Here is a 14406-nt window from a genome sequence, read left to right as displayed (position 1 = left end):
TTTATCTTATGCGCGCACAAGTTTTTGCCTGCTAGTAAATAATTGTATTGGATGTTGGCAAAAATGATGATTGAAAATTTGTATTTTATCCCCAGATCTAACAGTATAAAACTGTACATAACCAACATACATAAATTAACTTTTGGAAGACATTATGACTCAACATTTTGATTACTTATCAATAGGCGCAGGTAGTGGTGGTATCGCATCAGCTAATAGAGCAGCAAGATTAGGTAAAAAAGCGGCGGTAATTGAAGCCAAATATATTGGCGGTACCTGCGTGAATGTTGGTTGTGTTCCTAAAAAGGCTATGTGGTACGCGGGGCAAATTAGTGATGCGTTAAAATATGCTCATGACTATGGTTTTAACCTAGGTGACTTTAAAGTAGAGAATAATGGTTTTGATTGGGATCGCTTAGTGAAAAACCGTGAAGCTTATATTGAGCGTATTCATGCGGCTTATCAGCGTGGGTTTGACGCTAACGATGTTACGGTAATTCAAGGCTTTGCTAAATTTGTGGATAAAAATACCGTAGAGGTTGACGGCACTTTATACACAGCAGACCATATTACTATTGCTACCGGTGGGCGTCCGTTAATTCCTCAAATTGAAGGCGCAGAATTTGGTATTGACTCAGACGGTTTTTTTGCTTTAACAGAGCAACCAAAGTCGGTGGCTGTGATTGGCGCAGGTTACATTGCTGTCGAGTTAGCCGGTGTTTTCCATGGTTTAGGCTCGCAAACGCACTTATTGGTAAGAAAAGAAAAACCCTTACGTGGTTTTGACGATATGTTAAGCGATACCTTAGTAGAGCAAATGGCAAAACATGGCCCAACCCTACATAACAATAGCACGCCAGAGCGCATTGAAAAACTAGCCGACGGGCAGTTAATGGTGCACCTTACTAATGGTAAGGCTATTGGACCAGTTGAAGCGCTTGTATGGGCAATTGGTCGCGAGCCAGCCACTGATAATATTAACTTAGATAAAGCAGGCGTTGAATTAGATGAGCGAGGCTTTATTGTTACTGACAAATATCAAAACACCAATGTGCCTGGCATTTATGCGGTCGGTGATAATACCGGTCGTGCACAACTAACCCCTGTTGCCGTTGCTGCGGGTCGCCGCTTATGTGAGCGCTTATTTAATAACAAACCCGATGAGCATTTAGATTATACCGGCATTGCTACCGTGGTATTTAGTCACCCTGTTATTGCTACCGTCGGCTTAACTGAAGACGAGGCGATTGCTGAATATGGCGAAGCTAACGTCACCGTATATAACTCACAATTTACTGCACTTTACCAAGCCATAACAGAAGATTACCGTGACCCCACGCGCATGAAACTGATTTGCACTGGCGCAGATGAAAAAATTGTTGGTTTACACAGTATAGGTTTTGGAAGTGATGAATTATTACAAGGTTTTGCTGTCGCGATGAAAATGGGCGCCACTAAAGCTGATTTTGATAACACCATTGCGATTCACCCAACTTCGGCAGAAGAGTTTGTCACTATGTAATCAACAAAATCACTTAATAACATAAGCGCAAAATTCAACCAAAACCAAGCAAACTATGCGAGCTATATTGCGAGCATAGTTTGGCGGTTTACTTTTCATCTTCAGCAGCTACTTTTTCATTACCTCTGTTACAGCCATTGATGACTACTTTGCTAAAATGAGTCAAGAGAAATATATTTTTTTTACCCCTAAATTGGCTTGACTAAGTTGAAAGTCTTGCTACTCAAGGCTTACATTTCTTTGTTATTTTTAGCCGTAATAAATACAATAAAAAAGTGAAATATTGTACTGGTAAAGTTGTAAAAATCTGGTAATCTCTTGGCACGTTATTTTTTGATTGTTGGTTATATAATCAAAAAAATAGCGAAAACAAATTTATTTATCCACAAAAGTTGAAATTAAAAACATTGTGTGTAAAAAGAATGCTACCCCACCTTTTTTCTAACAAAATCATAGGTTTAATTTGTTTCGCCAGAACTAAGGTTTATATTTTTCTGGTAGCTCCCCGTGTTTACTAACAAAGTTATCCACAATCAGCTTTTGACAATTATCACACCGTAGTAGAGCTGCAGAGCACTTTGTGGCATGCTTACCCTATATTATAGTTTAGACAAATTTCTTATGACAACTTCGGTAGAAAAATCACCTTTATCGCCGCTTATTTTAGTTGACGGCTCTTCGTATTTATTTCGCGCATATCATGTGCCTTACCTGCAGGCATTGTCCACTGCTGACGGTCAACCAACGGGAGCGATCACCGGTGTATTAAACATGGTTCGTAGTTTGAAAAAAGACTACCCTAATGGCAATGTTGTTGTTATTTTTGATGCGAAAGGCAAAACGTTCCGTAACGATTTATATCCTGAATATAAAGCAAACCGCCCCCCCATGCCTGATGATTTACGCACACAAATAGCACCTTTGCATAATATTATTAGTGCAATGGGTTTACCTTTATTAGTTATTCCGGGCGTTGAAGCCGACGATGTTATTGGTACGTTAGCTAAACAAGCAAGCGAGCAAGGCATTGAAACCGTAATTTCTACCGGTGACAAAGACATGGCGCAGTTAGTAACGCCCCATGTGCGTTTAATTAACACCATGAGCGGTGAAGAATTAGATGAAGCAGGTGTTAGTGAAAAATTTGGTGTACGCCCTGAGCAAATAATTGATTACCTTGCCTTAATGGGTGACAAAGTTGACAACATACCTGGCGTAGTAAAGTGCGGCCCTAAAACAGCGGTAAAATGGTTAACAGAGCATGGCACGTTAGCTGAAGTGATTGCCAATGCTGATAAAGTAAAAGGCAAAATAGGTGAAAATTTACGCGAAGCACTGACACAATTACCCCTGTCTTACTCGCTAGCGACTATAAAGTGTGATGTTGAATTAGAACAAAGTGTAGAGCAATTACAACCAGCTGCGCCTGATATTGAAAAGCTAACAGCGCTCTACCAAGAGTTTGAATTAAAACGCTTACTTGCTGATTTAGAAAAAAATAGCGACACAAGTAACCAGACGGCAGCAAATACTGCGGTAAAAACGTCTACTACAGCCAAAACAACAGATATAGAAACAGTAGACGTGGGTGACTGCGAATACGACACTATTTTTGACCAAGCCAGCTTTACTACTTGGTTAGATAAACTAAAAAATAGTACGGCTTTTGCCTTCGACACTGAAACTACGAGTGTTGATTACATGAAAGCTGAATTGGTGGGGTTATCTTTTGCAGTAGAAGTAGGTAAAGCTGCTTACGTGCCCTTAACGCATGATTATGTTGGTGCGCCCGAGCAGTTAGACCGAGATTGGGTGCTAGCGCAGTTAAAACCATTATTAGAAAGTACAGACATTAAAAAAATCGGCCAAAACTTAAAATACGACGCTAATGTGTTAAGCCATTATGATATTACAATGCAGGGTATTGCCTTTGATACCATGATTGAATCTTATTGTTATAACAGTGTAGCAACACGCCATAACATGGATGCATTAGCGCTTAAATATCTAGACTATAAAACAGCGAGTTTTGAAGAAATTGCGGGTAAAGGTGCTAAGCAGTTAACATTTAATCAAATAGCTATTGAAAAAGCCGGCCATTATGCCGCTGAAGACGCCGATATTACCCTGCGCTTACACCAAGCTATTTTTCCAGCCCTTGCGCAATTACCAGGGCAATTAAGTGTGTTTAACGACATTGAAATACCGTTAATTTCAGTGCTGGCAAAGATGGAGCAAACGGGGGTGTTAATTGACTGTGACGTACTTGACCAACAAAGCCACAGCATTGGCCAACGGTTAAATGAACTTGAAATTGAAGCGCATAATTTGGCAGGTAAAAGCTTTAATTTAAGTTCGCCTAAGCAATTACAGCAAATATTGTTTGAAGAGTTAAAAATACCCGTTATTAAAAAAACGCCCAAAGGCGCACCTTCTACTGCAGAAGAGGTATTGCAAGAGCTAGCGCTAGACTACCCCTTACCTAAAATTATTTTAGAAAACCGAGGCTTAAGTAAATTAAAATCAACCTATACGGACAAACTACCGTTAATGGTGAGTGAAAAAACAGGCCGAGTGCATACGTCGTACCATCAAGCGGTTACCGCTACTGGGCGTTTATCTTCTACCGATCCTAATTTACAAAATATTCCAATTCGTAGTGAACAAGGCCGTAAAATTCGTCAAGCCTTTATTGCGCCAAAAAACTATAAAATTATTGCCATTGATTACTCGCAAATTGAATTGCGCATTATGGCGCATTTGTCGAATGACAAGGGCCTAGTAACCGCGTTTAGTGAAGGTAAAGATATTCACAAGGCAACCGCTGCTGAAATTTTTGGTGTTGCCTTAACTGAGGTAACAAGCGATCAGCGTCGGAGTGCTAAAGCCATTAACTTTGGTTTGATTTATGGCATGTCTGCTTTTGGTTTAGCGAAACAGTTAAATATTGGGCGTCAGCAAGCGCAAGAATATCAAGACAAGTACTTTCAACGTTACCCTGGTGTGTTAACTTATATGGAAGACACACGCCAACAAGCCAGTGAACAAGGCTATGTTGAAACCTTATATGGTCGCCGTTTATATTTACCTGAAATCAAGTCAAAAAATGGTATGCGTAGAAAGGCCGCTGAACGTGCAGCGATTAACGCGCCTATGCAAGGCACAGCGGCAGATATTATAAAAAAAGCCATGCTTGATGTGTCTGCTTGGCTAACTGAACAAAATGATGACCGGGTGAAAATGACCATGCAAGTACACGATGAGTTAATTTTTGAAATTCATCAAGATATTGTTGAAGAAACGGTTAATACACTGGTTGCGCTGATGAATAATGCGGTAAAATTAAGTGTGCCGCTTATTGCAGAAGCAGGTATAGGTGATAACTGGGATGAAGCGCATTAGAGTTATGCTTAATTACAGCGGTAAAACCTTAACCAACCCATTATGAATAGAGATTGTTCAATGAAACCAGAAAAACCTAAAAGTAAACCACTACTGGAAATAATATTTAATGTAGCACTGCCGTCTTGGCTGCTGATGAAGTTTTCAGGCCCTGAAGATTTAGGCGTTGTGTTAGGGCTAATCACCGCCTTAGCCTTTCCTATTTGTTACTCTATTTATGATTATATCAGGATCAAAGAAACTAACTTAATTTCTGTCTTTGGTTTTTTTAGTATTTTATTAACAGGCGGAATTGCTTTATTTGAATTAAATGTTCAATGGTTAGCGATAAAAGAAGCATCAATACCGGCATTAATCGCGGTATTCGTCATTATATCAGGTATGTATGGCAAGCCATTAATTGCAAAAATTTTGCTAAATGAGTCAATTCTCAAAGTAGACATGGTCTATAGTAAGCTTGCTGAATTAGGTAAAACGAACGAATTTAAAACAAGCATGGCGTTTGCGAATAAATTACTAGCGTTAACCTTTGTTTTTTCAGCCGTTATGAATTACGTGTTGGCTAAGTGGCTTGTTACCAGCCCAGCCGGCACAGTATCATTTAATGAGCAACTTGGTCACATGACGTTAATGAGCTACCCCGTTATTGCCATTCCTTCAATGCTGATGCTAATAGGGTTGTTTGTTTATGTGGCTAAAGTGATTAAAGCATTAACAGGGTATGGCTTTTCAGAGCTTATGGTTGAGCAATAAAAAGTAATTAAGTTAGGACGAAAAATAGTTGTTTTTGATTTTTTGGTCGCTTATTGTCCTTTCTTGCTATTGTCACTAACTTCACTTATCTCGTTATTTGGGTGGTAGTTGTACATGGAGAGCCAATGCGTGCTGTGATTAAGAAAGCCCTATTTAATTTTGGTGGATATTCCTTTTGGGTGTTAGTAGTTTTTTGGGCTGCTTTTTCATTTATCCTCAAAGGTTGTGAATCTGCTTGCTATCATGAAGTAGTAAAGTCTGTCGCTTCCCCTAACGGAAAACAAATAGCTGAAATATCTCTTGGCGATTGTGGTGGAGCCACAACAGACTTCTTTGGTGGTGTTGATATAAAAAGCGACAACCCTAAGCTAACCGCAGAAAAGCTGTTTACCTTTGACGGGCGTCCTGAGGAAACAGGGCTTGAGCTACACTGGGTTAGCGACACAGAACTCATAATTAGTATTTCTGAACTTTCTAAAGCGCGCTACATTAATCCCAATGGTAGGAAAAGTGCTGATTTAAAAGTAAAATATGAGTATCGTAAGTAAATAGTACAACGAATATAGTTAATATGCCTGAGCAATTTAAACAATACTAACGAGCACGTTTATGCGTTTGAATAGCGCTCTTTGTTACCTAGCCAGCGCTGAATAAGTGCTTGGGCGCACTCAGGATTTTGTCGAGACAGTAAGTAAGCTTTTTGTTTAATGTCGCTAATTAAATAGCCGTCACGCACTAAGTCGGCTATTTTTAATTCAGCTAAGCCTGTTTGCCTTGTGCCAAGTAGCTCGCCAGGGCCGCGAATTTCTAAGTCTTTTTCGGCAATCACAAAACCATCGTTACTTTCTCTCAGTACCGCTAAACGTTTGGTGGCGGTTTTTGATAACGGGGCTTTATAAAGCAATACACAATGCGAGGCGACTGAGCCACGGCCTACCCGTCCTCTAAGTTGGTGTAATTGCGCCAAACCTAAGCGTTCAGGGTTTTCGATTACCATTAAGCTCGCATTAGGTACATCTACACCGACTTCAATGACTGTGGTGGCAATCAATAAGTGCATATCACCGGCTTTAAAGCTGTCCATTACCTGCTGCTTTTCATCGGCTTTCATGCGGCCATGTACTAAACCAATGTTCAGCTCAGGTAATTGTTCTTGTAAATGAACAGCTGTATCTTCAGCAGCTTGGCATTGCAAAACTTCAGACTCTTCAATCAGGGTGCAAACCCAATAAGCTTGTCGGCCATCGTTAATGCAGCCTTCGCGAATGCGCTCAATAACATTGTCTCGGCGAGAGTCAGGCAGGGCAATCGTATTAATTGGCGTGCGCCCAGGGGGTAATTCATCAATCACTGAGGTGTCTAAATCGGCGTAAGCAGTCATGGCTAAGGTGCGCGGAATTGGTGTCGCTGTCATAATAAGCTGATGCGGATAGTTACTATCAAACACGCCCTTTTCACGCAATGAGAGGCGCTGATGTACGCCAAACTTGTGTTGTTCATCAATAATAATAAGGACTAACTTGTTAAAAGTTACATCGGCTTGAAAAAGCGCATGGGTACCAATAACCATTTGCATTTCGCCACTTTCTATTTGCGCTAATGCTAAGCGCCTAGCTTTGGCTTTGGTTTTACCCACAAGCCAGCCCACAGTAATGTTTAACGGGTTAAACCAATGGGCAAAATTAATGGCATGTTGCTCGGCTAAAATTTCAGTGGGTGCCATTAACGCTACTTGAAAGCCTTGCTTTATTGCATTGATGGCCGCTAATGCGGCGACTAGCGTTTTACCTGAGCCCACATCACCCTGTACTAGTCGCATCATAGGTTGCGCTTTAGCTAAGTCTTGCTTAATTTCAGTGACTACGCGTGCTTGCGCGTTAGTGGGTGAAAAAGGCAGGGTTTTTAAAAAAGCATCTTCTACCTCTTTATTAAAATTAAGCGCGACTGCTTGGTGCACATCACTGTTTTGTCTGAGCTTTAACATGCTTAGGTTATGGGCGAGTAACTCTTCTTTTATTAACCGTATTTGCGCAGGGTGTTTACCATTTTCAAGCTGGCTGGTTGACGCCTCGGGTGGTGGTCGGTGAATTATCGTTAACGCTTGCGCAAGGGAGTATTGTTCGTCAAATATGTGAGGCGGCAATAGCTCTTCTACTTGGCCGCGTTGCAATCGGACAAGGGCTTGGTCGGTTAAGTTTCGCAGTGATATTTGTTTTAAACCGTCAGTGGTTGGATAAACTGGTGTGAGGGTTTCTTCTGTTGGTGTTAAGGCTCTGTCATCATCAAGTGATTTATACTCAGGGTGAACAATTTGAAAACCACGTGGCCCACGCTTTATTTCACCGTAACAGCGTATTGTTCGACCGATATTGAGGCTGTTTTTAAGGCTTGCTGAAAAACTGAAAAAACATAGTTGAATATCACCGGTGCCGTCGTTTAAGGTCACCACTAACATACGGCGTTTACCGTGGGTAATTTGGCTGTTTGTTATTTCACCAATAATATTGGTATGGGTGCCAGGTAAGCAATGTCGAATGGTAGTAATACGCGTTCGGTCTTCATAGCGCAGTGGCAGATGAAATAATAAATCTTGTACTGAAAATAAGCCTAGTTTTTCAAGCTTTGCTGCCATGCTTGGTCCGACGCCTTTAAGGGTAGACAGGGCAACTTGTGATAGTTGCGTTAATGCTTCCATGATTTTGTGTGCTAACAGCTAATCATCGCTATGCTGCCAAGCACTTTTATCCATTTGAATTTTTTGCCACCAATCATCGCCTGCAATAATGTTGCCCTTATCATCAATACTGGGGTACGGTAAGCCTTTACGCTGGCAAGCCTGTGCAAATACGGGGTGTCCGCCTTCAAACAATACACGTTGACGTCGTTCATTACTTAGGCGCGGTTGATTATACATACCTGCTATTTGTCGTTGGCGCTGAGCTTCATACAGTACCACTGAACAAGCAACAGAAACATTGAGCGATTGCACCATACCAACCATAGGAATAATAATATCTTGATCGGCCAATTCAAGGGCAGCTTTTGAGGCGCCAAACTTTTCTTGCCCTAAAATTATTGCTGTGGGTTTAGTGTAATCTATTTCACGAAAATCAATGGCAGTATTAGACAAATTAGTAACGAGTATCTGCATACCTTGTGCTTTTAATACCGCAATTGCGTCGGTAGTTTGATGATAATTATGCACATCAATCCAGTTTTGACTACCTGCAGCGCTACCGCCACGAACCTCAGCTTCATCGCTTTTCCATACCGCATGCACGTCGCTTACACCTATGGCGTCACATGTACGCACAACTGCCGCTAAATTATGGGTTTTATGCACGCCTTCCATGCACACGGTTAGGTCTGGTTGGCGTTTATCTAGCATGGTATTAATGCGTTGCAGTCTTTCTGGTGTCATAATGTTTCAAATAGTAAAGTCAACATGCTAAATGTGTGGGATTTATCATGCGCGAGATTTAGGTAAACTGGCCAGCTAAAGTCCGTTGAGCTAAGGGTTATAAGCATTTTAACAAGTAGCCTAGCCAGTGCGGTATAAGTTTTAATTTATAACCAACATTTTAGCGTAAGCTTGGTAATTCCATTACGCCATCAATTTCAATATCAACGTTTTTAGGTAATTTTGAAATTTGAATAGCGGCACGAGCCGGGTAGGGCTGTTTAAAGTATTTCGCCATAATTTCATTCACTGTGGCAAAGTTGTCTAAGTCGGTCATGAAAATATTGACTTTAACCATGTTATTGATAGTACCACCGGCAGCTTCACACACTGCAGATAAGTTTTTAAAAACTTGTTCGGTTTGCTCGCTAAAACCACCTTCAATCACTTCCATTGTTTCAGGAATAAGGGGTATTTGTCCTGACAAATAAACCGTGTTATTGACTCGAACTGCTTGGCTATAGGTGCCAATAGCACTGGGTGCTTGATCAGTGGAGATAATGCTTTTCATTGTATATCCTATTATTTCTATATTTATATGTAGATTGAGTTTATTTAATTCGAATGATTCGCTGTACGCCAACCATCACTTTTATTTTGCGAATAATATCAGCTAGATGAATTCTATCACGACAGGTTATTTCTATGTCGATAACATAGAGCCCTGCGTCTTTTTCACCTGAGTTTAGGCTGTGTACATTTGAACCGCATTTGGCAATAACACTGGTTAACGATGCTAGCGCACCTTGGTTGTTAACTATTTCAATCCGCAGTTTAGCAATAAACTCTTTGTTTATATTGCTATCCCATTTTACTGGAAATAATGTGCCCGGTTCATGTCCTTTAATATTGCGACAACCTTGCTGATGCACTATTAAACCTTTACCTGGGCTAAGGTAGGCTAATATAACGTCGCCAGGAATAGGGCGACAGCATTTACCATAAGTGACTAACATACCTTCTGTGCCTTTTATTGGCATTTTGGCTTTGTTTGCTACTGGAGGCAGTTCACTGTCTTCAGTAAATTCGTCGGTTAAACGCCGCGCAATACCAATACTTAAGGCGTTGCCTAAGCCTATGTTAGTGAGCAATGCATCGAATGACTTATTGCCGCTTTGTTCAACCACTTGCGCTATTTTTTCTGCGCTAATGTCTTCAAGTTTCACTTTGCCTAAGGCATGGCGTAAAAGGCGGTCACCAAGCGCTTTTGACTCAGTCTCTTCGCGGCTACGCAGATACGTTCTTATTTGCAATCTTGCTTTAGCGGTTACAACAAAGTTAAGCCAAGTGGCATTGGGTCTGGCTGCTGCTGACGTGATCACTTCAATGGTTTGGCCCGAATCAAGCGGTTGGCTCATAGGGTAAGGTTTGTGATCAACTTTTACGCCAACACAAGAATTACCCACGTCAGTGTGCACAGCGTAGGCAAAATCAATTGCCGTTGCGCCTACCGGTAACTCAATAATGCGCCCATTAGGGGTGAACACATAAATTTCTTCAGGGAACAGATCAGACTTTACATTTTCAATAAACTCGAACGAGCTGCCAGCACTTTGTTGTAGCTCTAATAAACTTTGCATCCAGCGGCGTGCTTTCATTTGCGCAGTGGTATCAGAATTTTCGCCGCCTTCTTTATAAAGCCAGTGAGCAGCAACCCCTTTGTCGGCCATTTGATCCATATCTCTGGTACGTATTTGTACTTCAATTGGAATGCCGTGTGGGCCAATAAGTGATGTGTGTAACGAGCGATAGCCGTTCGTTTTAGGAATAGCGATATAATCTTTAAAGCGGCCATCAATGGGTTTAAACAAGTTATGCATGGCACCTAAAGCACGGTAGCAGTCGTCAATGCTATCATCAACAATCACGCGAAACGCATAAATGTCCATAACCTCGTTAAACAGTAATTCTTTATTGAGCATTTTGCGATAAATTGAATAGAGGTGCTTTTCTCTGCCGACAATCTCTGCCGCAATGTTGCTTTCTTTTAAACGTGTGGCTGCTTCTTCTTGAATGTTATCAATAACGGCTTTGCGGTTACCACGGGCGCTTTTTACGGCCGACTTAAGCGCCCTTGAGCGCATAGGGTAAAGGGCTTTAAAGCCGAGTAATTCTAATTCGTTTTTAACATCGTGAATGCCAAGGCGATTAGCGATTGGTGCGTATATTTCTAGCGTTTCCCTCGCAATGCGGCGACGTTTGTCTGGCCTTAGTGAGCCTAAAGTGCGCATGTTATGAGTTCTGTCAGCTAACTTAATTAAGATAACGCGAATATCTTGCACCATAGCTAAGATCATTTTGCGGAAGTTTTCCGCTTGCATTTCTTCTTTGTTATCAAAGGTTAATTTGTCTAGCTTGCTAACACCTTCAACTAATTCAGCCACAGTATGGCCAAATAATTCGGCTAATTCATCTTTGGTTACTGGCGTGTCTTCAATCACATCGTGCAGTAGTGCTGCCATTAAGGTTTCGTGGTCTAAACGCATTTGTGCTAAATTTAGGGCGACCGCAACAGGGTGAGTGATGTAAGGATCACCACTTGAACGCATTTGGCCATCGTGCGCCTCTCGGGCAACAATATAGGCGTGTTGTAGTAGGTCAACCTGTTCTTTTGATAGATAGGTTGAGCATAATTCTTTTAATGGTTCAAATAGATACACCTATCACTCCCAAGTAATTTTAAAATAGCGGTATAGCATTAGAATACGTGGCTTTGCGGCAAATGCAAAGCAATAAAAAACGCGTAACTATTACAGAATAGATTACGCGCTTTAAAGTGGATGAAAAACAAGCTGAAAACGTGTTTTTAATCTAATTCTTGTGTTTGGCTACCAACAATTGCAGCAACGGCATCAAGCTCAGCAGTGTCTTGCTGAATCTGTTCATGGCGATCTGAGGTATCCATAACGCTGGTGGTAATTAAACCCGCTTCAATTTCACGCAAAGCTAATACCGTTGGTTTGTCATTTTCAATATCAACCAAAGCGTCTTTGCCGCCCGTGGCAATTTGACGAGCACGACGTGATGCAACTAGCACCAAATCAAAACGATTACCGATTTTTTCTACGGCATCTTCAACAGTTACGCGAGCCATGTGATCACTCCAACTTAAAATTCATAAAATAGCGGTGCATTTTACGCACCGCGAAGACATTTAGCAAGCAAAAGCCTTGTTTGTCTACACTTTACCTTAAAAATAGGTAAAACACGACGTAATAAGCGCGTTTATAAGGCTAACTAGAGCAATCAAAAATGAATTAACAAATTAATTCATCAAGTAACACTTTATGCTGTATCACTTGTTGACTACGCTTTAAGCGTTGATTATTTACTATAATAGTGAGATCAGCCAAGGCTTGTTCAAAATTATCATTAATAACGATGTAGTCAAATTCTTGAAAATGAGAGCATTCTTGTTGTGCTTGTGCCATACGTTCAGCGATGACTGCTTCGCTGTCTTGGCCACGGCCACGTAAACGACTTTCTAGTACTTCTCGTGACGGTGGGCTAATAAATATGGTAGTAACTGACGGTTTTTTCATGCGAACTTGTTGTGCTCCTTGCCAATCAATGTCAAGAAACACATCAATCCCTTGGGCAAGTTGCGCATCAATAGCCGCGGCAGAAGTGCCATAATAGTTGCCAAACACCTCGGCATATTCATAAAAAACATTTTGTTTAATTTGGCACTTAAACTCATCCACAGAAACAAAATGGTAATGCTCACCATTGTTTTCTCCAGGGCGCGGCGCGCGCGTGGTATGCGATACAGAAACCTGCATTGGTCTGGTAGATGTTTCTTGACCCTGTTCAAGCATAGCTTTTATTAAGCTAGATTTACCCGCACCACTTGGTGCAGAAAGAATAAATAGGTTACCGGGGACAGTCACAGTGTTTTCCTTTGTTTTACAAGAGATAAAATAGATGAAGTAACGATTATTATAAAATCTTGGCAATAGATTGCGCTAAGTAGTCAATGTTGCTGTTAGCAATACCGGCAATACTCATGCGGCTAGAGCCCACCATATAAATGCTATATTCGTCTTGCAGTTGCTGTACTTGTGCAGGCGTTATACCTAAGAAAGAGAACATACCCGCTTGTTCGGCAATAAAACTAAAGTCACGTGTGACGCCATTTTCTCTTAATTTATCTACCAGTAGTTGGCGGTTACCATTTATACGGTCACGCATTTGTGCTAATTCACTGTACCATTCATTGCGTAATTCGCTAGACGATAAAATCGTTTCAACTAGGGCTGCACCATGGGCGGGCGGCATAGAGTAAATAACCCTTATTACCGACAAAACCACAGAATAAGCGATGTCTGCTTGCAGACTTGACTCACCGATTACCGTGCAGGCACCAATGCGCTCGCGGTATAAGCCAAAGTTTTTTGAACAAGAGCTACAAACCACCATTTCTTTTACGGTTTGCGCCATTAGACGCAAACCGTAAGCGTCTTCGTCTAAACCTTGGCCAAAGCCTTGGTAAGCCATGTCAATGACCGGTGTAAAACCAACAGACTTTGCCACGTCTGCCACTTGTTGCCATTGCTCGTTGGTTAAATCCATACCACTTGGATTGTGGCAGCAAGCATGTAATAACACAGCGTCGTCAGCCGACACTTGTTTAAGCGCGGTTAACATACCGTCAAAGTCTAAATTTTTATTGTCGTAATCATAATACGGGTAGGTTTTTACAATTAAACCCGCGGCTTCAAATAAACCGGTATGATTGGCCCATGTTGGGTTACTTACCCAAATAGTTGCGCCGGCTTTACATGATTTTATAAACTCAGCCGCTACGCGTAACGCGCCTGTGCCACCAGGAGTAGAAACTGTGCGGGCACGGTTTTCATTTAATACTTTATGGTTAGCACCAAAAATAAGTGTAGCCATTTCAGCATTAAACAGAGGAGAGCCAGTTGGGCCAATATAAACCTTGCTGGTTTCGGTGTCAGTACGATGCTGCTCCGCTTTTTTTACACAATTAAGTACGGTGGTTTCACCGGCTTCATTTTTATAAACGCCTACGCCTAAATCAATTTTTTTAGGGTTAGTGTCTTCGCGGTACTTAGCTAATAGGCCTAAAATAGGGTCGGCAGGTGAAGCTTTTAAGCTAGCAAACATGGTTGTGATTTACCTTATTATGGTGGGTGCAAATATTAACAAATTGTACACCCTTGAATTAAAAATAACGAACGAAAAGCGAAAGTTCAGCATAGCTCAAATGATTAGCAAAATTAAGGTTATTAAACTAGAAACTCTA

General features: G+C 41.2%; 11 protein-coding genes. 4 read left to right on the top strand and 7 right to left on the bottom strand.

What is annotated here, in order from left to right; genetic code table 11:
* Nucleotides 1-154 precede the first annotated feature (154 nt).
* The 4 genes from gorA (at nt 155) to AC0UA9_RS07635 (ending at nt 6225) form a co-directional block, all read left to right on the top strand.
* Nucleotides 155-1522 carry a glutathione-disulfide reductase gene (gorA, locus tag AC0UA9_RS07650; RefSeq protein WP_475659098.1) on the top strand — a complete coding sequence of 456 codons (1368 nt, stop codon included), beginning with the start codon at nt 155-157 and terminating at the stop codon, nt 1520-1522.
* Between the two features lie 621 nt (nt 1523-2143).
* The gene (polA, locus tag AC0UA9_RS07645; RefSeq protein WP_475659097.1) at nt 2144-4924 is read left to right on the top strand and encodes a DNA polymerase I; all 2781 of its coding nucleotides are present in this window, start codon (nt 2144-2146) and stop codon (nt 4922-4924) included.
* 60 nt (nt 4925-4984) lie between these two features.
* Nucleotides 4985-5677, top strand: a complete 693-nt coding sequence (locus AC0UA9_RS07640; protein ID WP_475659096.1) for a VC0807 family protein — start codon at nt 4985-4987, stop codon at nt 5675-5677.
* A 125-nt stretch (nt 5678-5802) separates the two neighbouring features.
* Entirely contained in the window at nt 5803-6225 is a 423-nt protein-coding gene (locus tag AC0UA9_RS07635; protein ID WP_475659095.1) for a hypothetical protein, read from the top strand.
* Nucleotides 6226-6284: 59 nt separating this feature from the next.
* Here AC0UA9_RS07635 and recG read toward each other — a convergent pair whose 3' ends face one another.
* The 7 genes from recG to AC0UA9_RS07600 all read right to left on the bottom strand — a co-directional run bounded on the left by recG (nt 6285) and on the right by AC0UA9_RS07600 (nt 14267).
* Nucleotides 6285-8372: an ATP-dependent DNA helicase RecG gene (gene recG / locus AC0UA9_RS07630; RefSeq protein WP_475659094.1), complete on the bottom strand. Its 2088-nt coding sequence runs from the start codon at nt 8370-8372 to the stop codon at nt 6285-6287.
* Nucleotides 8373-8390: 18 nt separating this feature from the next.
* Nucleotides 8391-9098, bottom strand: coding sequence for a tRNA (guanosine(18)-2'-O)-methyltransferase TrmH (trmH, locus tag AC0UA9_RS07625; protein WP_475659093.1), 708 nt, complete (start codon nt 9096-9098; stop codon nt 8391-8393).
* A 160-nt stretch (nt 9099-9258) separates the two neighbouring features.
* Nucleotides 9259-9648 (bottom strand): RidA family protein, encoded by a 390-nt coding sequence (locus AC0UA9_RS07620; RefSeq protein WP_475659092.1) that lies wholly within the window; start codon nt 9646-9648, stop codon nt 9259-9261.
* 40 nt (nt 9649-9688) lie between these two features.
* A complete protein-coding gene (gene spoT / locus AC0UA9_RS07615; RefSeq protein ID WP_475659091.1) occupies nt 9689-11797 on the bottom strand; it encodes a bifunctional GTP diphosphokinase/guanosine-3',5'-bis pyrophosphate 3'-pyrophosphohydrolase in 2109 nt (702 codons plus the stop codon).
* Between the two features lie 146 nt (nt 11798-11943).
* Entirely contained in the window at nt 11944-12231 is a 288-nt protein-coding gene (rpoZ, locus tag AC0UA9_RS07610; RefSeq protein ID WP_475659090.1) for a DNA-directed RNA polymerase subunit omega, read from the bottom strand.
* A 163-nt stretch (nt 12232-12394) separates the two neighbouring features.
* Nucleotides 12395-13027 (bottom strand): guanylate kinase, encoded by a 633-nt coding sequence (gene gmk, locus AC0UA9_RS07605; RefSeq protein WP_475659089.1) that lies wholly within the window; start codon nt 13025-13027, stop codon nt 12395-12397.
* Nucleotides 13028-13076: 49 nt separating this feature from the next.
* Nucleotides 13077-14267: an amino acid aminotransferase gene (locus AC0UA9_RS07600; protein ID WP_475659088.1), complete on the bottom strand. Its 1191-nt coding sequence runs from the start codon at nt 14265-14267 to the stop codon at nt 13077-13079.
* Nucleotides 14268-14406: the final 139 nt, after the last annotated feature.

This window comes from Colwellia sp. F1, assembly GCF_056238625.1.
This window is presented reverse-complemented; position numbering and strand designations above follow the sequence as displayed.